This is a genomic window from Tichowtungia aerotolerans (assembly GCF_009905215.1).
Lineage (GTDB): Bacteria > Verrucomicrobiota > Kiritimatiellia > Kiritimatiellales > Tichowtungiaceae > Tichowtungia > Tichowtungia aerotolerans.
In genome coordinates this window covers 2,855,370-2,876,837 of record NZ_CP047593.1, presented here as the reverse complement: position 1 = coordinate 2,876,837, position 21,468 = coordinate 2,855,370, and the positions used below count along the sequence as shown (strand labels likewise).

Sequence of the window (21,468 nt, the reverse complement as noted above, 5' to 3'; positions counted from 1 at the left end):
AGACTCAAAGGTATTATCACAGCAAATCGACCACCGTTTTCTGTGTCATCACTCATCCCTCCAGGGATACAAGCAGCGGCTCTTCGATCGCATCGATAATCCATTTCAGGAAGCGTGCGCCGTCCGCGCCGTCAATAATACGGTGATCATACGAAAGCGAAAGCGGCAAACGGAAATGGCGCTGTCCGTCTTCGAGTCCCGGTTCCCAGTAGGCGCGACCCGTTCCGAGAATGGCCACTTCCGGAGAATTGATGATCGGTGTAAAAAACGATCCCCCGATGCCGCCGAGATTCGTAAAGGTGAACGTACCGTCTTTCATATCCGATGGTTCAATCTTTCCATCGCGCGCTTTCTCGGCGAGGCCTTTCAGCTCAACCGCCAGCTCAACCATGTTCTTTTTATCCCCGTCCGTAATAACCGGAACGAGCAAACCTTTCGGCGTGTCCATGGCAATACCGATGTTGTAGTACTCCTTATAAAGGATCTCGCCTTTTTCAGGATCAATGCTGCAGTTAAACTTCGGATGCACCTTGAGTGCCGATGCGATAATTTTAATCAGAACCGCCGTCATCGTAAGCTTGGCGCCGACCGATTCGGCTTTCGGCGCGTAGCGTTTACGCAACGATTCCAGCTCGGTAATATCCGCCATATCGTGCTGCGTCACATGAGGAATAGTGGCCCAGCAGTGCGCCATATGCTTCATTGTGGCCTTGCGCACCGCGGTCATCTTTTCAACACGGGTTGTGCGCGAACCGGCTGCTGAGCCGCCGCTGTTCAGTCCGCTGCGGGCGAATTCCTTCACATCGTCTTCCGTGATGAATCCTCCCGGACCGGTCGAAGAAACCAAATGCACATCCACACCCAGCTCACGCGCCAGTCGGCGTACCTTCGGCGACGCAGAAACCGCCAGAGCTTTTGCAACCTGAGATTTCGGCTCACAAGCAGCAGGCTGCGCCGGAGCGGCTTCTCTTGAAGCTTCAGCAGCCAGCTCTTCTTCTTTTGCGGCTGGCGCCTGCGACTTGGGCGCTGGTTCAGGAGCAGGTTTTTCTTCCTGTACAGGTTCCGGCTCTTCTTTTTCTTCGGCGACCGGTTCGGGCTCCGACTCTTCCTCCGGCTCAGCTTCAGCGTTCTCTGCAGCACCGGATTCAATCGTTATAATCACCTGACCAACCGCAACGGAGTCACCTTCGGATACATTCACCGAACCGACCGTTCCGTCTGACGGCGCCGGAATTTCAATCGTGGCTTTACCGGCTTCGACCTCAAGGATGGTCTGCCCCTCGGACACGAAATCGCCGGCCGATACAGGAACACTCACGACCTCGCCGGAATCAATGTTTTCACCCAGCTCAGGCACTTTAATTTCAACAGCCATAATTATTCTCCCACAGGATTGGGTTTCTCTGCATTCAACTCGAGCGCCGAAGCGTCTTTCCCGAGCGCTGTAAGCACGGCATGCGCGATCCATCGGGCATCGACTTCGAAGTGATCGCGAAGCGCTTCGCGGCCGTCACTGCGACCAAACCCGTCGGTTCCCAGCACGGTCAACTCGCCGGGCACCCATTTAGCGATGGAAGACGGCAGCGCTTTCATATAATCCGAAGCGGCAATCACCGGCCCCGTTTCATTTTCCAAACATTGGAAAACATAGGATTTCCGATCTTCCTTTGGATGGAGTCGATTATGGCGGTCGGCATCCAGCGCGTCGTTCAGCAGGTTTTTATAGCTGGTGACGGACCAGATATTGGTTTCGACTCCGAACTGCTCGCGAAGAATCTCCGCCGCTTCAATGGCCTCGTTCATAATCGGGCCGCTGCCAAGAATCTGCGCTTCCGCTTTGTCCGAGGTTTGGAATTTATACATTCCTTTCAGCACGCCCTCTTCACATCCTTCGGGTGCGGGCGGCTGGGCGTAGTTTTCGTTCAGAACCGAGATATAGTAATACACCTGCTCGTTGTCGACATACATACGCCGAATACCGTCTTTGATGATGGCAGCCAGCTCGTAGGCATAGGCGGGATCGTACGCAACCATGTTCGGAATGGTGAGCGCGGTGAGATGGCTGTTGCCGTCCTGATGCTGCAGGCCTTCGCCCGCGAGCGTGGTACGCCCGGCGGTGGCGCCGAACAGGAAGCCTTTGCAGCGGCTGTCGCCGGCGAGCCATGCGAGATCGCCAATGCGCTGGAACCCGAACATGGAATAGTAGATGTAGAACGGAATGGTGTTGATGCCGTGGTTGGCATACGCCGTTCCGGCGGCCACAAAGGAGGAAAACGCGCCGGTCTCGGTGATTCCCTCTTCGAGGATCTGTCCGTCTTTAGCTTCCTTATAGTAAAGCAGATTGTCGGCATCGACCGGTTCGTAGAGCTGTCCGGGCCGCGAGTAGATGCCGCACTGACGGAACAGAGCATCCATTCCAAAGGTGCGCGCTTCGTCCGGAACGATCGGAACGATGAGTTTTCCAATGCCTGGGTCCTTCAGAATTTTACCGAGCAGGCGCACAAAGACCATCGTAGTCGAAACAGGCCGCTCGCTGCCGCCATCGAACTCCTGGAAGATTTTATCCGCCGGCATTTCGATCGGTGTAAAGTCGGTCAGGCGCGACGGCACATAGCTGCCGAGCGACTCGCGCTGCTTCATTAAATATTTAATTTCCGGGCTGTCTTCCGGCGGGCGATAGAACGGAATCTCATCGATCTCCGCGTCAGAGATCGGAATGCCGAAGCGGCTGCGGAATTCGCGCAAGGCTTCTTCGCCCAGCTTTTTCTGGGCATGCGTGATGTTCTGACCTTCTCCGGACGCTCCAAGGCCGTAGCCTTTGACCGTCTTGGCGAGAATAACAGTCGGAGCGCCTTTGTGCTCCACCGCGGCTTTGTAGGCGGCGTAGACCTTGGCCGGATCGTGTCCGCCGCGCCGCATCCGTTTCAGCTCGGTGTCGGAGAGCATTTTGCTGAATTTTTCCAGCCGCTCGTCTCCGCTGAAGAAGTGTTCGCGCACATACTGCGCGTCGGCCACGGTGTATTTCTGGTATTCTCCGTCGACGATCTCTCCCATGCGCTTCACCAGCGCACCGTCTTCGTCCTTGGCAAGCAGCGGATCCCAGTCTTCGCCCCAAACCACTTTAATGACGTTCCAGCCCGCACCGCGGAAGGCGGCTTCGAGCTCCTGGATCACCTTGCCGTTTCCGCGCACCGGTCCGTCGAGCCGCTGCAGGTTGCAGTTGACCACAAAAATGAGATTATCGAGCTTTTCGCGCGAAGCGAGCGTGAGCGCACCGAGGGTTTCCGGTTCGTCGGTTTCGCCATCACCGAGAAACGCCCAGATCTTCTGTCCGGCCGGCTCGCGCAGGCCGCGGTCTTCTAAATAATGGATAAACCGCGCGTGATAAATGGCGGTAACCGGACCGAGCCCCATCGAAACGGTCGGAAACTGCCAGAAGTCGGGCATCAGCCACGGATGAGGATAAGAAGAAAGCCCGGGACTGTCATGGAGCTCGTGGCGGAAATTATCAATCTGTTCGACCGGCAGGCGGCCTTCGAGAAATGCGCGGGCGTAAATACCGGGCGACGAGTGTCCCTGGAAATAGATAAAGTCGCCGGGGAATGAATCGGTGCGGCCCCGGAAAAAATGGTTGAAGCCCACTTCGTAGAGCGTGGCAATCGACTGATAGCTGGAAATATGGCCGCCGATCCCTTCTTCTTCGCGGTTGGCGCGCACCACCATCGCCATCGCGTTCCAGCGGATCAGGCTCTTGATGCGCCGTTCCAGTTCCCGGTCGCCGGGATATGCAGGCTCCTCATCAACCGGAATGGTATTTATATAAGGTGTGTTGGCGGAAAACGGAAGACGAACCCCCTTGCGGTGGGCGCTCACCTGCAGGTCGTGCAGAATATCTTTTGCCCGTTCGGCGCCTGCGGAATCAATCAGTTCGTCGAGTGCATCCAGCCAATCCTGCTTTTCCGGATCGGTGTTCTGAAAGCCTTGTGTTGCCATGCGTATCCTCCCCGTTGTTGAGAAGACACTCTAAATGTGAGTAATCTGATATGCAATTAGCTTTTTAAGAAATCTTTCAGAAGATTTGACCTGGATCAGCTCCGCGTCGGCGTCGGCCAGCAGATTTTCCGAGGGAAGCGCCGAAGCGCCGTACGACGCCGACAGTTTCCAATCATAGGAACAAACCGACTGGTAAGATTCCAAACATTGAAAAAAACGATCCGTAAAGTTCCGAACCCTGGAAAAACCTGTTTCAGGCAGAATGACCGCGAACTCGTCTCCACCGATACGGCAGACGATATCAGCGGCGCGGACGGTTTCGGACAGAACCGAAGCAAATGTTTTGAGCGCCAGATCCCCTGCTTCGTGACCGGCGGTGTCGTTCAGTTCTTTCAGGAGATCGAGATCAAAGAGAACCAGGCTGAGATCCCGTTCATAACGGCGGGCGGCTTCGGTGTTCTGAGCGAGGGCCTCATCAAAGAATCGGCGGTTGTAGAGTCCGGTGAGCGGATCGCGCAGCGCCTGCTCCGCCAGTTCGGCGGCCAGCGCCTTCACATCGGCGGGTGCGCCGATTTCCTCCAGGCGTCTCTGAAGAGGGTCAATCATATTTCCACCAGGTGCAGTATGTATAAGACAGAGAAACAACTTCCGTACAAATATTTTTGAAAGCCATGCTGCTGCGCCACCAATGACGAAGATCACTTTTGCTGCTTTCGAGCGACACAATACCAAGGGGAACATCGGAACCGAAAGCAAAACGATAGAGTAAATAGGAACGACGGCCATGCGACCCAACGGTATAAATATTGGCGGGCTGCCCGAACAGTCCGGCCTCTTGCAGCCGATCGCACACAGCCAATGCTGATATATAGGTACGGTCAACGGATGTGCCTGGCGCAGGTGCCTCCAGAATAAAGCGGGGTTTCACCCCGAGCTTCTGCAACCGGACCGCTGTCAATTCAGCATATGTGCGCTCCCTGAAAAGATCCGCACCAAACTCAATCGGTCCTCCGGTGGCGATATAAACCGTACCGGACGGCAGTCGATCAACCACCGCAACCAGATCGGCATCGTCAATCCATCCTTCAACAATCGCCAATGTTGCCTCGGCCTGCGGCCGGTTCTGAGCTAAAAACGGATACACCCCCGCCCCCAGTCCCGCAAAAAGGATTCCAAAGGCCAGTAAAATCAGAAAAAGCCCCTGAACAGTGGGAACCGGAACCTCTTTTTTGTGGAAGAATCTCATCACAGGGGGTATAGCGTTTAACCCAGCCGGGAACAATTCCTATCTTTTTGCGGAATTCTTTGGCCTCATTAGGTTGACACGGCCGGACCCCTCGTATATTTTCCCCGCCTTGCACTCAAAACAGGAATATTTTCAATGAAGACATTTGTAGCAAAAAAAGAAGACGTGACACGCGAGTGGTTTGTAGTGGACGCAGCAGGGAAATCAACCGGCCGCCTGGCTGTTTTTATCGCCGACATCCTGCGCGGTCGTAATAAACCCACCTACACACCGCATGTAGACACCGGCGCCTTCGTCGTTGTGGTCAATGCTGAAAAAATCAAACTGACCGGTAACAAAGAAGAAGACAAAATCTATCAGGACTTCAGCGGATACCCGAGCGGACTGAAACAACGCAACGCCGCAACCATCCGCGAAAAAAACCCGGAACGGATTATCACTCAGGCTGTCGAAGGTATGCTCCCGAAAAACCGTCTGAGCCGCCAGACCATGACCCGCTTGAAAGTCTATGTCGGCCCGGATCATCCGCACGCCGCACAGAATGTGCAGACTCTTGAATTCAACGGCTAAGCAAGGAAAACAAAATTATGGCAATCGCAAAAAAAATTGATGAATTTGCAGCAACCGGCCGGCGCAAAACCTCTGTGGCCCGTGTCCGCCTTGTAAAAGGCGCCGGAACTATCACTGTGAACGGTCAGGATGTTAAAGAGTACTTTGACACCAAAGATATGATCGACACCGTCAGCCGTCCGCTGGTACTCACCGACCGCGCCGGTCAGTACGACCTCAAAATTTCTGTTAAAGGCGGCGGAAAAGTCGGCCAGTCCGGAGCAATCGCCCACGGCCTTTCCCGCGCTCTGGTTATCGCGGAAGAAGACCTGAAAGGCACCTTGAAAAAGGCCGGTCTTCTCACCCGTGACGCCCGCATGAAAGAACGCAAAAAAGCCGGTCAGCCCGGTGCCCGCAAGAAGTTCCAGTTCTCCAAACGTTAATTCTGCGGTTTGCTTCAAACCAATCCCGGCTTTCTTTCAAAGCCGGGATTTTTTTTGTTCCGAAAAAGATGACAGAGGTGTAGTCTCCTGCTTTGTTATGGAATATAAGATATGAAAAAGCTGATTCTTCCCAACGGTTTTATGGCGTCCGGCATTGCCGCCGGGATCAAACCCAAAAAGAAAAAAGACATGGCTCTGATTGTATCAGAAACCCCGGCAGTCAGTGCCGCGGTGTTCACCACCAATCAGGTCAAAGCTGCTCCGGTTAAGTGGGACATTCAGGTTGTGGAGCAGAAAGCCGGCGCCCGCGCCATTGTCATGAACAGCGGTAATGCAAATGCCTGTACCGGCCTGCGCGGCTCGGGAGACACCGCCACCATGGCCATGAGAACGGCTGAAAAAATCCATGCCAAACCAGAGCAGATTTTTGTCTGTTCGACCGGAACCATCGGCAAACCCATGCCGATGGAAAAAGTCAGCCCGGGAATCGAAACGCTGATTGCAAAACTCTCTCCGGACGGGGGAAAGAATGCCGCCGAGGCCATGATGACCACCGATCTGGTCCCCAAAAGCCTCACCGTTGAAATTGAAATCGATGGAAAACCGGTTCGCGTAACCGGCCTGGCCAAAGGATCCGGTATGATTGAACCGAATATGGCCACCATGCTCGCGTTTATCCTGACGGATGCCAACGTCGAAAAACACGCACTGCAATGCGCCCTGCGCGCTGCAACAGACACCACCTTCAATCGAATTTCTGTCGACGGAGACCAAAGCACCAACGACAGCGTGATTGCTCTGGCAAACGGCATGGCCGACAACGAAGTACTGACCTATCAGTCCGAAGACTGGAGTCTGTTTTTCCAAACCCTGGAAAAACTCATGCTTGAACTTGCCATGATGATTGTGCGCGACGGTGAAGGGGCCACAAAAATGGTCACGATCAAAGTAATCGGCGGCGCCTCCAACGGCGAAGCTGACGAAGCAGCACGCGCTGTCGCCAACTCCATGCTCAACAAAACCGCGTGGGCGGGCAAACGCCCCAACTGGGGCCGAATCATGGACGCCATCGGCTATTCTCATGCTCAGGTTCAGGAAGATCGTGTGGATATCACCTATGATGATGTTCCGCTGGTTCGCGGCGGAATGGCCTACGCGGAAGCGTCGGTCGAAGATGCCGTTAAGGTGCTTTCGAAAGATGAATTCACGATTCACATCAACCTGAACCTTGGCTGCGGCGAAGCAGTGGTCTACACATGCGACTGCACGGAGCAGTACGTACGCATTAACGTTGAATAAGGAAATTTCATGCAGCGAATGATTGAAAAAGCGGGCGTTCTGGTCGAAGCCCTTCCCTACATCCAGAAATTCCGCGGAGAAACTGTCGTTGTTAAATTCGGCGGAAGCATCATGGAAAGCGAAATCGGCTATCGCAACATTCTCAAAGACGTGGCCTTCATGGAATGCGTCGGCCTTCGTCCCGTACTGGTACACGGCGGAGGGAAAGCCGTTTCCAAGCAAATGCGCGAAGCACACATTCAGTCTGATTTTGTCCATGGACTGCGTGTTACCGACGAACAATCCATTGGAATTGTTGAAAGCGTTCTGAACGGAAACGTCAATCCGCACCTCGTCGATATCCTGCTCGAAAACGGCGGCAAAGCACGCGGCATCCACGGAGAAGATATCATTCAGGTAAAAAAGCACTCAGGAATCGATCCTGAAACAGGAGCAGCCATCGACTGGGGCTATGTCGGAAAAGTAACCCGTGTCGATATCGAACCGATCACCGCATTCCTGAACGCCGACATCATTCCGGTCATCACCCCGCTCGGACGCGGCGAAGACGGCCACCTCTACAACATCAACGCCGACGAAGTCGCCAATGCTGTTGCACAGGCATTAAAGGCCCGCAAACTCGTTTTCCTCAGCGATGTTCCCGGACTGCTTAAAGATCCGGAAGACACCTCGTCGCTCATCACCAGCCTGCGGACCGGAGAAGTGGAAGATCTGATTGAACGCGGCATCATTGCCGGCGGCATGCTGCCAAAAATTAAAGGTGCAGTCGAAGCGCTCAAAGCGGGTGTCACCAAAGTCCACCTGATCGATTCTGCCCAGCCGCATTCCCTTTTACTTGAACTGTTTACAGACACAGGGGTCGGCACGGAAATCGTGCACTAATGAACAAAAAACTCTTTGCTGTGTTTCTTTGCGTGGCAGTCGCCGGCGGCGGTCTGCTCTGGAAAAACCGACAAACCGTGACCAATCCATCGTGGGCGCAGCCGACGATGGGAACGATGGCGCATATTACGCTCAGCGGATCGATCTCTAAAAAAATGCTGGGAACACTGCGCGATGCGATTGATGCAACCTTGGAGGATGTAAACCGCACAATGTCGACCTGGCAGGCCGACACGGAAATTTCGCAGTTCAACCGTTTCCAAGGTTTGGAAAACGTCGAGATTTCGCCCGAGTTCGCCGAAGTCGCTCAAGCCGCTCTCGAATTCAGCAAAGCAACTGACGGGGCGTTTGACCCGACGGTCAAGCCTCTGATCGACTACTGGGGCTTCGGGCCTGAAGAGCGCACAACACCATTGGAAGAAATCAGACAGGCGGTTGGCTGGCAGAAAGTACATCTCGGAAGTGCCACTATCCGCAAAGACCGACCTTCCCTTCAGCTCGATTTTTCAGCCATCGCCAAAGGATATGGCGTAGACCGTGTGGCGGGAGTGATCGCCCAGATACGAAACAATTTCCTTGTAGAAATCGGCGGAGAAATTGTCGCCAGCGGAACAAACCCAAAGGGCCTTCCCTGGAAAGTCGGGATTGAAAATCCAGATCCGACCGCCGCATTCGGCGAATCGATTCTCCAAATCCTGGAACTTTCGGGCCGCGCAATGGCCACGTCCGGCGACTACCGCAACTTTCAGATACGCGCCGACAGCACGCGCTATTCACACATTATTGATCCCAAAAGCGGAACCCCGGCAGAGTCGGATATTGCCGCGGTTTCCGTTCTGGCGAAACGCTGTATGGACGCCGATGCCGTTGCTACCGCCTTGTTTGTAATGGGCTCTGAAAAAAGTTTCCAATGGCTGGAAACCCATCCGGGGTTCGACGCATTTTTTATCCTGCACGATCCGAAGACCCCCGGCTTTGCCTCAAGAGCAACGCCGGGATTCCCCAAAGAGTAGAACGACATCCCGCTCCAGGAAGCAAGCGAGGCACTTACTCTACCATGACACAGCCTTCAGCAGTCCGGACGGGATCAGCAGCGGCGCATCTGAATATTCAGCCCCCTCGGTCAACCAGTGATCCGGGCCGTTCCACGGGCGAACCCGCTCCGTGTCGTGCAGCGGACCAAAGGTATTGCGACGGCTCAATACAACGTCAACCTCGGCCAGCTCACCGTCAACTTCGGCCTCAAACGGGTCCCAGCCGAGAATCTGACCGTTGACCCGGACACAGGCACCTCCGATTTCCGGCAGGCAGATTTTCCGCGCGTTTTCCGGGACAGGAATATGATAGCTGATCGCGCCGGAATAGAACGGGAACCCCTGCTCACAAATATCGCCCATCTCAAGTGTTTCGGGCATCGGAACAATATTCCGGACCGCACCGCTCAGCTGAACCCCGAACTCGCCCAGCAGGTAAACGGCTTCGAGATTGCTGTTTTCCCGGTAAGGTGTTTTCAGGACGATTTCGTTGTTTCCAATATTTGCAAACCCGTCCGGAATGCGGACGCGATGAAATGCAATATCAATCCAGCGCTCAGTCTGAGAGAGATCCAGTAAATTTCCGTTGAGTGTAACGGTGAAGTTTTCCGGCTCCTCAATGACAAGATCAATCCATTGAGGCATGGTTTGAATTTCAAAAGAGTACCGCAGTTCGATATCACAAAGCTCTTTAATCGGCTGTGTGGCCGTGAACCACGGCTGAAGCATTTCGCCGCCTCGGCGCAGCACACCGTGTTCTTTCCGAATCTGCCGATCGATTTTCAAGACGTCTTTTTCGGGCTGCCAGTCGCCGCGGTCGATGCGGTAACCGGCAGAGTCGAGCACGCAGACATTCGGTTCGGACAGTTTGAACTCGAAGGGACCGTCGAGTACTTTCCCTTCGCCGGATGAGGTCACCCGGTCTACAGGGACCAAAGACAGGAACTTTTCGGAAGCAACCCACAACCTTTGTCCACCCTTGGGGAACCCGGTTTTAAAGGTTTTCCAACCGTTGGAAGCAGGCAGTTCCTGCACTCGTTTCACCTCTCCGGTTTCGCAATTGAACTCCGCAACCGGCAGATTCGTCTTGATGCGCACGTTAACGTTTTTTCGACGTTCATCCCGATCAACATTAAGTGCGGCGAAGATCAATCCATCATCCGTAACGCGGAGCTGACCGAAAATATCAGGAGCATCCACAACGGCCTGACGTTCCGGGACGACAGAAAGAACTGCGTCTTTGGAGAACGCTACACTTTCGAAACTGGAAACTGGAAACTCGGAACTTGAAGAAGCATCAATAAATTCAGGAGCATTGCCTGCCACAACCACTTTCCCGCCGGCTGCAGCAAACTGTTCAAGCAGTCTGAGCGTAGACGACCGGATCGTTTCCATGCCGGAGATAAGGACGGTTTTGTATGTTGCACAGCCCACCTTTAACATCCCGTTTTCCACATTGCCCAATCGGCTAATCATCTCTTCGTCGCCGTAGTCAAAGTCGACTTGGGATTCGAGCAGCCAGGTGAAGAGTTTCCGGTATTTGTCTTCGAGCGTTTTGAGGTGTTCATCCTGCAACCCGAGCCCTTTTGACCAGCCTAGATGAACCTGCGCCCAAAAGGTTTCGACCGGATTAAGCACCAACAGATCACAGGCAGGTTTTCCTTGCGCCATCATGAGACCGAAACGGGAAAAGTAGTCTTCAACATGGCTGTACTCTTTGTGCCACGCGGACTGATGCAGGATGCTGGCGGGATAATCACGTTTGGCTTCGCCGCGCATGGTGTACCATGAAAGGTGGTGACAGCGGAAGTTGATACCGAGCAGAGCCTGCCAGTCGCCGACTGCCTTATGCCCGGCAAACGGCATCTGCCACCCGGTACAGCCGTAAAGTTCAGAGAGAAGCTGTTTTTTCCCGGCTTGGCGGGCAGCAGAAGAGAGCTGTTTGACAATCCAGTAGTTCTTGTTGTGTTCTCCTAGAACATCAACTCCCGGCGCGGTCATATGTTCATAGTAACGCATAACGGAACCGGACATAGCGGTCTGCGCAGTTAAATTATCCTCATGGAGCACATGTCCCGTAAGACTCAAACGATGTTTGTCGCACCACTCTTTGCAGGGAATCGCAAAGTTTTCGAGGAAGAGCTGTTGGAGCAACTCTACATAATGCCATTTAACCTGCGATATGCGTTTTCCATCCACCTGCAGGAAAAGCTCCGGCAGTTTTTGCTTCAGGTCGTACCCGAAGCGTTTTTCGAACTCTTCAAAGAGTACCGGTGTGTACGGTGCGCAAAATGCCCCATCGTCACGGTACATGGAAAAGCCGTCGAGCAGTGCACCGCGATGCGGCTCATCGGTGAAGATGCCTTTGATGGATTTTCCGAGGCGCCCGCCGCACTTGGCGGCATACTTTTCGTGCGTCGATTTCAGGAACGCCTCGGTCGCAGCACGGTTCATCGTATCGATATAGGTGTAGCCGTTATAAAAACCGCTGGCGCCCTGCTCAATCACAGAAAAACGAAGCGTCTGCTTCCCTGAGCCGAGGTTTGTGCAAACCACACCATCGAGATCACAGAAAAATTCGGCAATGACGTCTTTACCATCGTCGACCGGGTCGATTTCAAGAAGGATGGCTTTCTGGCGGAACTCCGGATGCCTGGAGACGATCCCTCCGGCGAGACCGGAGGGCCAGCGGTCTTCGTCGTAGAGCCAGGCTTCGAGACCAATCGATTCGGCGTAATCGGCGCAGGCGTTGATGAGTTCGAACCATTCATCGCCGAGGTATTCGGTTTCGAGACCGGTGCGGCTGTGCATAAAGAAGCCGCCCATGCCCATCTCTTTCATGATGTCGATCTGGCGCAGCAATTCATCTTTGTCGAGTTTCCCGTTCCAGCTCCAGAACGGCTTGCCTCTCCACTCAATGCCGGGATTCTTAAACTTGTCTATATCCATCAATATTCCAGTATTTATAATCTTCGTTGCTCAGCCATCAGTAAACTATGTCACCGCCCGTTAAAGCGCCATAACGATTTCGCCATTTTGCAGGACAATACCGCCATTTAAGCCAAAGAAGAAAATGCCTCTCTGTGAAGACAGAGAGGCATTGCATTGGATTCTCCTATTCGGACACCCTTTTATTCACTGATGGTTGTGCGAATGAATTTTGCATCAACATCCATTGGAATCCAGTTGGTTACCGCGATCATATTATCACCGGCAGAGCCGAAGCCGGCTTCGGTGTAATCGACGTCTTCGACCCAATCATTCCACCCATCGGTAAGAGCCAGGCAGCCCTGCAACGAATAAGTCAGGCCGGCATCATCCGTACGTTTGCCATAGACATATTGGAGCATGCCGTCCACCGCCTGCAGTGCCGGGCCGATCGGGCCGCTTGCCGGATCGGACGGGTCTCCGCCGCAGGCGTATTCAGCGAAGTTGTCGGAACCGTCGCCGTCCGGATCGGCGTTCCGGGCGACATCTTCCAAATCGTCATAGCTGTAGGCCCAGCCATTGTACCCTTCCAGTCCTACGTCTTTGCTGTAGATGCGAATCCAGTCAACCTCAACCGTTCGTGGAGAAGGCAGGAAGTCGAGACGGATGTTGCCGATGGTTTCCACCGAACATTCGGAAATATCCAACTCGACAACCACCCAGCTGTCCGCCTCAGTGCTCAGAGTGCATCGGTCGGTTTCGTCAAGGAGCGGCGTAATATTTGCAACACCTGTAATCACCGACACCGTGCCGCCTCCACTCCAGGCAATCGGCGTGCCGGCGTCCAGCTGACGAGCGCGGAAGGCCAGTTTATCCCAGCTGCCGCGGGTCTTAGTTACTCCAGAGGTGTAGAGCCACTGCGGATCACCGGTTGTCGCAGAACAGGTCATGACACCGTTTGTGGCAGTATGGCCGACGACCGCTGTTTCGCTGTTGACCGTCCACCCTTCGACATCACCGTCCGTATTGAACTCAAAAGCGCTGTCCAGGGACCGGATGACCGCCGGCTGACCTTTGGTGAGCTTGATATAGTCAACCTCATACGATTTACCAATGTTAGCGGCATTGCCCAGCATATCAAAACGAATACCGACCAGCTGATTGGTGCCCATCGCAGACAGATCGCGCGTCGCAACAATCCAGCCGTCAGCTTCGTCAACCACATTCCAGTTGGCATCGCCGATCTGCCCCAGCAGTGTCCAGCCCTCGTCACCTAACAGATGATCAACCACGCCGGCACAACCGGAAGAATCCCACTCGGCAGGAATACCGTTTGTCTCTATTTGACGGGCACGGATTTCCACAGAGAACCAATTCTCGCCTTCTGGAGAACAAATCGCATCCAGTTGCAGGAACGGGTCAATACCGGTTACAGAGTCAACCTTCAATACTCCGTTGGTAGTCGTCATCCCCACAGACTGTTCATTGTCATCAAACCAACCTTCAGTATCACCGGGGGAGTTGAACGTCCAAACCACATCGGTAATCGTTGGCGGCGGCGGCGGAGCATACGTCAGCGTGGCAACACCAGAGGCGGCATCAAAATCCCACTCGCAGCCGCTGGCGCTGATGAGATTGGTTGGTGTACCGGAAATGGAGGCCCAGCCAGTGAGAACCGTAAAGGCCGTGCCTACATCGTTGGTGGTCAGGCCATTATCCTCAAAAATAACGGTGTCGCCCAACACCAGGTCATCGGTCCCTACCAGCACATCGTATGCTCCGGCGGTGGTCCCATTGATGTTCAGCTTCAGGGAGTTGGTCAGAGTCAGGTCCCCTTCAACCGTTCCCGAACCGCCGAAGATGCCACCGTAGGTGTAGGCTCCGCCGGTGCGGGTCGATAGATCAAGAATGCCGCCGGTCATGATGATTTCTGAGCTGTCATCGATGGAGGCGTCGCCGATCAGCTGCAGGCGTCCATATTCAAGCGTTGTTGTGCCGGTATAGGTGTTGGCCCTATAAAGCTTCACGACACTGTTCGGAAACTCGATCCCGGTCCACGAGTTATCGGCAATAATATTTCCAGTGACGGCTCCATCACTGACAACCCCGACAACATCCATCGTCGCGGGATCAGAAGTGGAAGTATTGTTTGCCAAAGCCTGCAAAGACAGAGAGCCGGCAGCCGTAAAAGTAATATTGCTGACTACCGTGTGCGGTGCGCTGTTCGCAATGCCAGTGGTAGCAATCCGGACAATGTCGGTCGAGTCCGCAGGGGCCACCTCAATATCATTGAGGATAGAGATGGTTTCGCCGGCCTGATCATTGAACCCGCGGAAATTAGCGCCGGTTTCCAGAACCAGCGTGGCAGTTCCAAACTGGTCACTGGTACGAGCCTGACTGATGCAGGCAAAATTCATCGTGCCGGAAAAATCGGAATCCATAGCGGTGTTGTTGAAAACCACCGTACCGCCGGAATGGATCAATGTGCCGGCCCCGGTAATGGTTCCGTTTAACCAGCGGGTTCCGTTTTGAATAGTCAGTTGACCATCCACATCCAAGCCGAATGTGTGCTGCGCGCTACCACTGATAATTGTTCCGGTCTGGCCCGTCTCAACGATGACATCATTTTTGAAGGTGCGACCGGCTTCATTGATTTCAACGGTGGCCCCGTTTTGCATTTGAACCGAATTGGCCTCAATCCCGAATGGACCTTTGGTGGCGATCCCGTTCACAATCACATCCGCGTAAATTCCGTCCAGTATGGTTGTGCCAGCATATGTACTGTTTACAGCACCTCCGCCCAACTGAAACTTTGCGCCCGCAGCACCTGTATAAGTCAGCGTGAGACCGCCTGCGGAGTGGATTCCACCGTACGCCTCAAAACGTGCCGTTGGACTGTTATTCTCAAAAAAGAGATCCCCGTCATCGTCCGAAACGGACCCGCCAATTCGCACATTTTTCGTGACATCAGCGTCAACCGCCACCCGGTCACGGAAAAAATTCGTAATGGTTGTCGCCGACGTATTGAAGGTGAACTGTGCCAACGTTCCACCATTGACCTCACTGTTGAAGGTCACAGAATTATACTTCATGTTCGCCCAAGCGGTTGCTGACTCCTTGAAGTTTGTCCAGTCGGCTACAATCGCGTCGTCCCAATCCTGAAGCGTACCGGTCCAGTTGCCAGCATTCTGGGTCTGGTTGTTTACCGCCGCAGTAAAATAGTTTGTAGCGGCCTGTGTACTCATTCCAATCAAAGCACTTAGCAGCGCTGTTATTAATACTTTCGCCCTCACCTTTCCCTCCTTGATCTTATTAATTCAACCACGTTTTCAACGAGGAACACACCATGCGCCCCGCCGAACTGATTTATGATTACTGTAAACTGTATCATTTGGCAATATTTTTTTTCACTTAAGATGGTTTTCTATTTTAAATTTTCCTGAAAAACAGCCGGATTTCTCTTGTTTCAGTAAGAAACCTCTACTTTATAGAAGCCGCTGTTTTCGCAGTTTGTATGAACAACAGAACAGTGTGCATCTTCCGGCGCGGTAAATGAATCTACCGCAATCCAGCCATTGGAAATCAAGTCCGCGGAATACAGCAGCGTATAAGTCCGATCTGCTCGGCAGCTAAACTGAACCTGAACTGTTTCTGTTAAAACAAACGGATTGTTTTGAATCTTGAAAAAATCACTGCTCAGAGTCGGATCACTGCCTGCTATATCTTCATCAGAATCCGAAACCCCGTCGTCGTCATAATCGCCATCTGAGGCACGAATCCAGTCTACCGCAAACGGCGCCGGCACATTGGCGGGATTCAAACGCATCTGGGTAATCACCTGCCCTGTCCACTGCGTATGCACACCAACAGGAATCACAATGACATTTGTTTCACCAGTCTCATAGGACGCCAGCAGTGTTCTATCCTGCGCAAAGACATTCTGAGCCGCCGTTGCCCAGCGAAACACCAGCCCGCTCGCAACAGGCGAACCGACGCGCATCAGCAGATTGGAAACCTCACTTCCGGAAAACGAAAAATCGTAATGCTCAAACTGCCCGCGATTCCCGTCGATGTTTTCTCCAACGAGCATTCCACCCGTCACTGCCGCATTGGTCACATAATCCTCATCTCCGATAAGAATTTTCCCGTCCCATCCTTCAAAATCACCGTCCGTATTAAACTCAAACGACATGTCTACTGCATTGGATGGATTGCGCCCTTTGGCCAGTTCGGCGGTGTCTGTCATGCCGTCGCCGTCCGCATCAGCATACGGATCGTTCAGCACAGTCAGCGGTGCCGGATATGGAACCGGAGCCGGACTGGTGTAAGGAACCAGAAAACGCGGGTCCGCAGTGTAGTTGGTCGGAGCACCCAGTTCATACCAGTCCGGCGTATCATCACTCAACGGTGACTGTCCGTCGGCAGGCAGCGCATGATAGCGAGCCATGAGCTTTACCTCCATCTCCGCGAATTTTTCAGGCTCGTCGTATTGCAGATCGAAAAGTTCATACGGGTCATCGGTCAGGTTGAACAGCGCTTTGCGCCCTCCAATACGATGAATCTTCCAGTCGCCGTCGCGCAAAGCGATTTCCTGCCCCCAGTCCCAGAAGAGTTCTTTGGTCCGGACAATCGTATTTGTCTCACCGGTCAGGCGCGGAAGAATATCCACTCCGTCAAATTCCGCGGGAACAGACCCGCCGGCCAGCTTTAGAACCGTGGCTGTGAAATCGAGCGTCCAGACCGGCTCGCCGATCACCTGTCCGCCCGGAATATGATTTTTCCAGTAGGCAAACATCGGCACCTTAACGCCGCCTTCCCAAAGGCTTCCTTTCTCGCCGCGCAGCGGAATGTTTTCATTGCCGGTCCACATTCCGAGCGTAGTGGATCCGGGAACCCCATCCCAGAATTTGGGCTGCGCGCCGTTATCTCCCGCAAAAAAGATCAGCGTATTTTCCTCCAACTCCAAATCGCGAAGCTTCTGCATCACACCGCCGACCGCATCATCAATCGCCCAGACCAACCCCAGTCCCAGACGACGAATATCGTCCATCTCCGCACTGTAGTGCGGATAATCCAGCTCCGGAAAATTCAGATAGTAGGAATCGGTTTTACTCATCCGCGGCAAGTGCGGACCAAACAGCGCAAGGTATAAGAAAAACGGCTCGCTCTGATTACGCTCAATAAACGTCTCAGCGGCTTCTCCCTGAACGATCACACGGTTGCGGGCATCAGCAATGGACTGCGCCGGGTCGAGTGTGTTTCCAGACAAATCAAAGTTGGCGGTATACGGACTGACCGGGTTGCGAAAGTATCCCTGGAACCCGCGGTTTTCGGGCCAGTAGTCATCCTTCACACCGGGATAGTCCACACCGGCCACCGTATCCGGCGGCGGTTCCAGATGCCACTTGCCGACCATACCGGTGCGATAGGTTCCAAGTTCCACCAGTCGCTCGGCAATGGTTGGCACATCTAACGGAACAGGATGCGGACCCCAGATATCGCCATTCTGGCGAGTGCCGAAGGTGTTTTGGATGCGCCCGCTCATTAAACCGGCGCGCGACGGCACACACTGAGGAGCCGTGGAATATCCGTTCGCCATCAGTGCTCCACCGGTCACCAGCGAATCAAGCACCGGCGTCTGCACATTATCATCAATACCATGAGCACCCAGATCCGTGAAACCGTGATCATCCGTGTAGATAATAATGATATTCGGACGCTGCTCCGACGGTGCACCGCTGAACAGCAGCTGTGAGCCATCGGCGCTCAGAGACAGCTCTCCGCCCGTCATCCCGGCCATCGAAAAGTTATTTGACAGCACCGCAAACTCTGCGGCCTCAAACGTGTCGCTCTGCAGATCGATCAAAATGAGGTTCTGAGCTCCCTGCCCAACCGCAAAACGCCCATCCACCTTAATCGTGGACACTCCCTGCAAAGCAAAACTGCCGGCGAAAACTGTTGTGACACCACCCGTAACGCCCAACACAAACGCAAGTTCTGTTTTACTGCCCGCTCCGGTTCCAAGGTTCAGGCTGTTTCCGATATTCACGGACCCCGCTGTTCCGGTGATCTCCAGCAGCCCTGCTGTAAAATCCAGATTATTATCGACAGTCAGAGCCCCGCCGGAAATTTTCATCGTGGCGGACTCATTCAATCCAAAATCGACATCTCCTGCATTCACTCCACCAAATGAAGCATTGACATGAACCGCTCCGGCTTTGAGCTCAAAAGAAGTTTCCGGGCTCAAAACGCTGGTATTAGCGTCAAACACATTCAACCGCAGCGCCTTTGTCACCAGCGTCCCGCCGTCAACAATCAGATGACCTTCGCCGTTATCAAGAATACCAACCACCGTCTGGTTAAGATTCGTCATCACGCCGCCTGCCGCAACCGTCACTGTATTGGTTGCGCCGCGTCCGGGCTGTAGTTGATTGAACGAAGGTACTGCCTGCGAAACAGTCATCCCGAGTTCAGATGTAAACAAAGCATTGTCACCCGCCGCAGGCCAGTTGGTTACTCCTCCGGCTTCACTCCAGTTGGCATCATCAAACCAGTTGTCCGGGTCGCTGCCGTTTCCCTGATACACATAGTTTGCGCCCAAAGCGCTCATACACAGCAGCAACACCAGAATCTCGACAATCAACTTCATTGTATTGCCTCACTTTTAAAACGGCTGAATCCGCTGGGCGTTCTCAAAAATTTCACGGGGTGATCCGTTCAACAGATAAAATTCCCCGCGAAGCACCTCGACCGTTCCGGCCGGCGTGCGGGTCGGATTGAGCATCCCCAGCAGATAGCCGCGGAACCCGTCCCACTGCATGGTCGGAATGCGAAACGGACTGTCGCGCAATTCCACATGAAGGCGGCGGTCATCCCTGTATAAAATCGCGCCACTGTTCTCATCCACACCGACAACCGATTCCGTATTGATCTCACTATCCGGGAAATAGAGTCCCAGAGCACCGCCCTGATCAATATCGGACGATTCTGACAAAATCAGCAACGGCACCTGTATCTGAGCATAATTGGGCAGTGCAAATCCCGGCGTTCGCTCTGCCAAAGACGCATCCCGATGAAACGCGCGCACGGCCACATTGCTGCCGCGCTCCTGCATGGACAAATCGCCGATCGTTGGACCGTTTACCAATCCACGGTATAGCGGAGCCCACAGATCACGATCCATTCGGATGGAAATCGAAAACTGAAGAACGCCCAGATCATTCGATGTTGCGGGATAAATCCCGACGGGTTCCGTCACAGAAAGATCCGTCACTTCTCCGGTAACGGGATCGAACAGCGGGCCGAGATTATGCTGAAGAATGCAGTGCCCCGGATCGCGCACATAGCGGTATTCATAATAATGCCGAAAGCAGGGAATCGTAATGCCGTCCGCACCCGCCCGATCCTCATAGGTACAGAAATAATCAAACTCGCTCGTAATCTCGGTTGCCTGTTTCCCGGGCAGCAGGCTCTCGTCAATCGTGTCCCAGTCGTTGGAGCCGCCGGACTCCGTGTAACCATCATCCACCAGGTTTTCCCATTCCGTGAAATCCATCTGGCCGTCGCCGCGGAACAGAACGCAGGGCCGCGGCGCAACCACAAGCGCAGAATCGTCAAGCGTTTCAAGAACGCGACACACCGTTCCGGCCGGATCACTGAAACCGGCCTGTGTCGGGTTATAGCGCTGGCCGTGCAGATAATCGCGAATCGCGGACTGCCCGCCTCGCCCAAAACGATCGGCCACAGGCCCCATCGTATCGCCGATGCCCGGTAAAGCCAGGCGATTGATATATCCCCCGCCAAGGGAAGAAATACCGAGCTCAAACCCGCCAGAGGAAAGCTCATGCGTTGTTGCCGCCGGATCATTCTCGGCGGCCACAACAAACCAGTCATCAAGCGGAGAACGTTCGATGCTGTAAAACGCCTGCTGGGTAGTGGCCGGCACGTAAACCGTCCGATTGGTGCCAACGGTCGGGGCACGCGAAAGATCGGCCTGAAGTCCACCCGTCGCATTTGTCGCATACGCAATCGAACGCCACCCGGAATTCAAGTTGGTGCACCCAACCACAAAAAGATCGGACGGAGAATCTGTTGTCTCAACATCCAGCTTCAAAAAGTTCTCGGACACACTCGCTGAAACAATCCGCGTTCCTTCAGCAATTCCGGAAAAAAGCAATTGCCTGCCGTCGCCGCTCAGGGACAAAGTCCCACTACGAACATTGACTGTTGTCAGCGCATTTGAAAGCGCGCTGAATTCCGAAATACTGAACGTGTCATTCGCCAGATCAATCAGGACCAGGTTCAAAACATCACCGCATGAAGCCTGAGACGCATCCACTTCCAGTGTCGTAACTCCCAGCAGAGAAAAGGCATCGGCAAACACGGTTGAAACCAACCCGGAACCATTTAGTTCAAAAGACAGTTGTGTGCTCGAACCTGTTCCAGTACCCAGCTGCAATGTATTCCCGATTTGGATGAAACCTGAAGCCCCTACGATCTTCAGGAATCCGTCGGTAAAATCGAGATTGTTATCAACCATCAGTGAACCGCCGGAAACCTCCATGGTGGCCGACTCGTTGAGTCCCAGATCAACATCACCCGCGTTATCGCCGCCAAAAGATGAATCGACATGCACAGCTCCGCTCTTAAGTTCGAAGCGGGTTCCTGAACTCAACACCGTGGCTCCCCCAAACACATTCAAACGAAGCGCCTTGGTCACCAGTGTTCCGCCATCAACAACAAAATGACCTTCTCCGTTGTCGACAATGCCGGCAATCGTCTGATTCGAATTGGACACAACTCCACCGGCGGCAATCGTTACCGTATTGGTTGCTCCACGACCAGTCTGAAGCTGACCATGTACCGGCACAATTTGAGAAATGGTCATATCGAGCTCAGACATAAAAAGGGCATTATCTGCCGCCGTCGGCCAGTCGGCTAAACCGGCAGCATCACTCCAATTGGCATCATCATACCAGTCGTTCGGATCGCCGCCGTTTCCCTGATAAACATAGTTTGCGCCGAATGACACCCCGCACAGCACCGAACCAATCAGATGAATAAGCTTTTTATTCATAGCTCACGATATCCGGCA

The 21,468-nt window shown here is 53.8% G+C and carries 13 protein-coding genes; 5 read left to right on the top strand and 8 right to left on the bottom strand.

Annotated elements, in window-relative coordinates; genetic code table 11:
• Positions 1-52: 52 nt before the first annotated feature.
• From GT409_RS11720 to GT409_RS15935, 4 genes are read right to left on the bottom strand one after another with little or no spacing between them, the layout of a single operon-like run.
• Positions 53-1,375: a dihydrolipoamide acetyltransferase family protein gene (locus tag GT409_RS11720; RefSeq protein WP_160629263.1), complete on the bottom strand. Its 1,323-nt coding sequence runs from the start codon at positions 1,373-1,375 to the stop codon at positions 53-55.
• A 2-nt stretch (positions 1,376-1,377) separates the two neighbouring features.
• Positions 1,378-3,993: a pyruvate dehydrogenase (acetyl-transferring), homodimeric type gene (gene aceE, locus GT409_RS11715; protein WP_160629262.1), complete on the bottom strand. Its 2,616-nt coding sequence runs from the start codon at positions 3,991-3,993 to the stop codon at positions 1,378-1,380.
• 30 nt (positions 3,994-4,023) lie between these two features.
• Positions 4,024-4,599, bottom strand: coding sequence for a GGDEF domain-containing protein (locus GT409_RS11710; protein WP_233231547.1), 576 nt, complete (start codon positions 4,597-4,599; stop codon positions 4,024-4,026).
• Positions 4,592-5,242: a hypothetical protein gene (locus GT409_RS15935; RefSeq protein WP_233231546.1), complete on the bottom strand. Its 651-nt coding sequence runs from the start codon at positions 5,240-5,242 to the stop codon at positions 4,592-4,594. Before GT409_RS15935 ends, GT409_RS11710 begins: the two co-directional genes overlap by 8 nt.
• Before the next feature lie 132 nt (positions 5,243-5,374).
• Between GT409_RS15935 and rplM the strand changes: the two genes are divergently transcribed.
• From rplM to GT409_RS11685, 5 genes are all read left to right on the top strand, one after another.
• Positions 5,375-5,809, top strand: coding sequence for a 50S ribosomal protein L13 (gene rplM, locus GT409_RS11705; RefSeq protein ID WP_160629260.1), 435 nt, complete (start codon positions 5,375-5,377; stop codon positions 5,807-5,809).
• Between the two features lie 17 nt (positions 5,810-5,826).
• Positions 5,827-6,231 carry a 30S ribosomal protein S9 gene (gene rpsI / locus GT409_RS11700; protein ID WP_160629259.1) on the top strand — a complete coding sequence of 135 codons (405 nt, stop codon included), beginning with the start codon at positions 5,827-5,829 and terminating at the stop codon, positions 6,229-6,231.
• Positions 6,232-6,342: 111 nt separating this feature from the next.
• Positions 6,343-7,530: a bifunctional glutamate N-acetyltransferase/amino-acid acetyltransferase ArgJ gene (gene argJ / locus GT409_RS11695; RefSeq protein WP_160629258.1), complete on the top strand. Its 1,188-nt coding sequence runs from the start codon at positions 6,343-6,345 to the stop codon at positions 7,528-7,530.
• Between the two features lie 9 nt (positions 7,531-7,539).
• The gene (argB, locus tag GT409_RS11690; RefSeq protein ID WP_160629257.1) at positions 7,540-8,412 is read left to right on the top strand and encodes an acetylglutamate kinase; all 873 of its coding nucleotides are present in this window, start codon (positions 7,540-7,542) and stop codon (positions 8,410-8,412) included.
• Positions 8,412-9,425 (top strand): FAD:protein FMN transferase, encoded by a 1,014-nt coding sequence (locus GT409_RS11685; protein ID WP_160629256.1) that lies wholly within the window; start codon positions 8,412-8,414, stop codon positions 9,423-9,425. The genes argB and GT409_RS11685 overlap by 1 nt, the downstream gene beginning before the upstream one ends.
• A gap of 39 nt (positions 9,426-9,464) precedes the next feature.
• Here GT409_RS11685 and GT409_RS11680 read toward each other — a convergent pair whose 3' ends face one another.
• The 4 genes from GT409_RS11680 to GT409_RS11665 form a co-directional block, all read right to left on the bottom strand.
• Positions 9,465-12,395 carry a glycosyl hydrolase family 2 protein gene (locus GT409_RS11680; protein WP_160629255.1) on the bottom strand — a complete coding sequence of 977 codons (2,931 nt, stop codon included), beginning with the start codon at positions 12,393-12,395 and terminating at the stop codon, positions 9,465-9,467.
• A 182-nt stretch (positions 12,396-12,577) separates the two neighbouring features.
• Complete coding sequence (locus GT409_RS11675; protein WP_160629254.1) at positions 12,578-15,667, bottom strand: hypothetical protein; 3,090 nt, start codon at positions 15,665-15,667, stop codon at positions 12,578-12,580.
• A gap of 173 nt (positions 15,668-15,840) precedes the next feature.
• Positions 15,841-19,023, bottom strand: coding sequence for a sulfatase family protein (locus GT409_RS11670; protein ID WP_160629253.1), 3,183 nt, complete (start codon positions 19,021-19,023; stop codon positions 15,841-15,843).
• 15 nt (positions 19,024-19,038) lie between these two features.
• The gene (locus GT409_RS11665) at positions 19,039-21,450 is read right to left on the bottom strand and encodes an autotransporter outer membrane beta-barrel domain-containing protein (protein WP_160629252.1); all 2,412 of its coding nucleotides are present in this window, start codon (positions 21,448-21,450) and stop codon (positions 19,039-19,041) included.
• Between the last annotated feature and the right edge of the window lie 18 nt (positions 21,451-21,468).

Coding starts and splice junctions, on each gene's coding strand:
- rplM (WP_160629260.1), top strand. CDS start 5,375: ATGAAGACATTTGTAGCAAAAAAAGAAGACGTGACACGCGAGTGGTTT.
- GT409_RS11670 (WP_160629253.1), bottom strand. CDS start 19,023: ATGAAGTTGATTGTCGAGATTCTGGTGTTGCTGCTGTGTATGAGCGCT.
- argJ (WP_160629258.1), top strand. CDS start 6,343: ATGAAAAAGCTGATTCTTCCCAACGGTTTTATGGCGTCCGGCATTGCC.
- GT409_RS11680 (WP_160629255.1), bottom strand. CDS start 12,395: ATGGATATAGACAAGTTTAAGAATCCCGGCATTGAGTGGAGAGGCAAG.
- GT409_RS11685 (WP_160629256.1), top strand. CDS start 8,412: ATGAACAAAAAACTCTTTGCTGTGTTTCTTTGCGTGGCAGTCGCCGGC.
- GT409_RS11720 (WP_160629263.1), bottom strand. CDS start 1,375: ATGGCTGTTGAAATTAAAGTGCCTGAGCTGGGTGAAAACATTGATTCC.
- argB (WP_160629257.1), top strand. CDS start 7,540: ATGCAGCGAATGATTGAAAAAGCGGGCGTTCTGGTCGAAGCCCTTCCC.
- GT409_RS11710 (WP_233231547.1), bottom strand. CDS start 4,599: ATGATTGACCCTCTTCAGAGACGCCTGGAGGAAATCGGCGCACCCGCC.
- GT409_RS11665 (WP_160629252.1), bottom strand. CDS start 21,450: ATGAATAAAAAGCTTATTCATCTGATTGGTTCGGTGCTGTGCGGGGTG.
- rpsI (WP_160629259.1), top strand. CDS start 5,827: ATGGCAATCGCAAAAAAAATTGATGAATTTGCAGCAACCGGCCGGCGC.
- aceE (WP_160629262.1), bottom strand. CDS start 3,993: ATGGCAACACAAGGCTTTCAGAACACCGATCCGGAAAAGCAGGATTGG.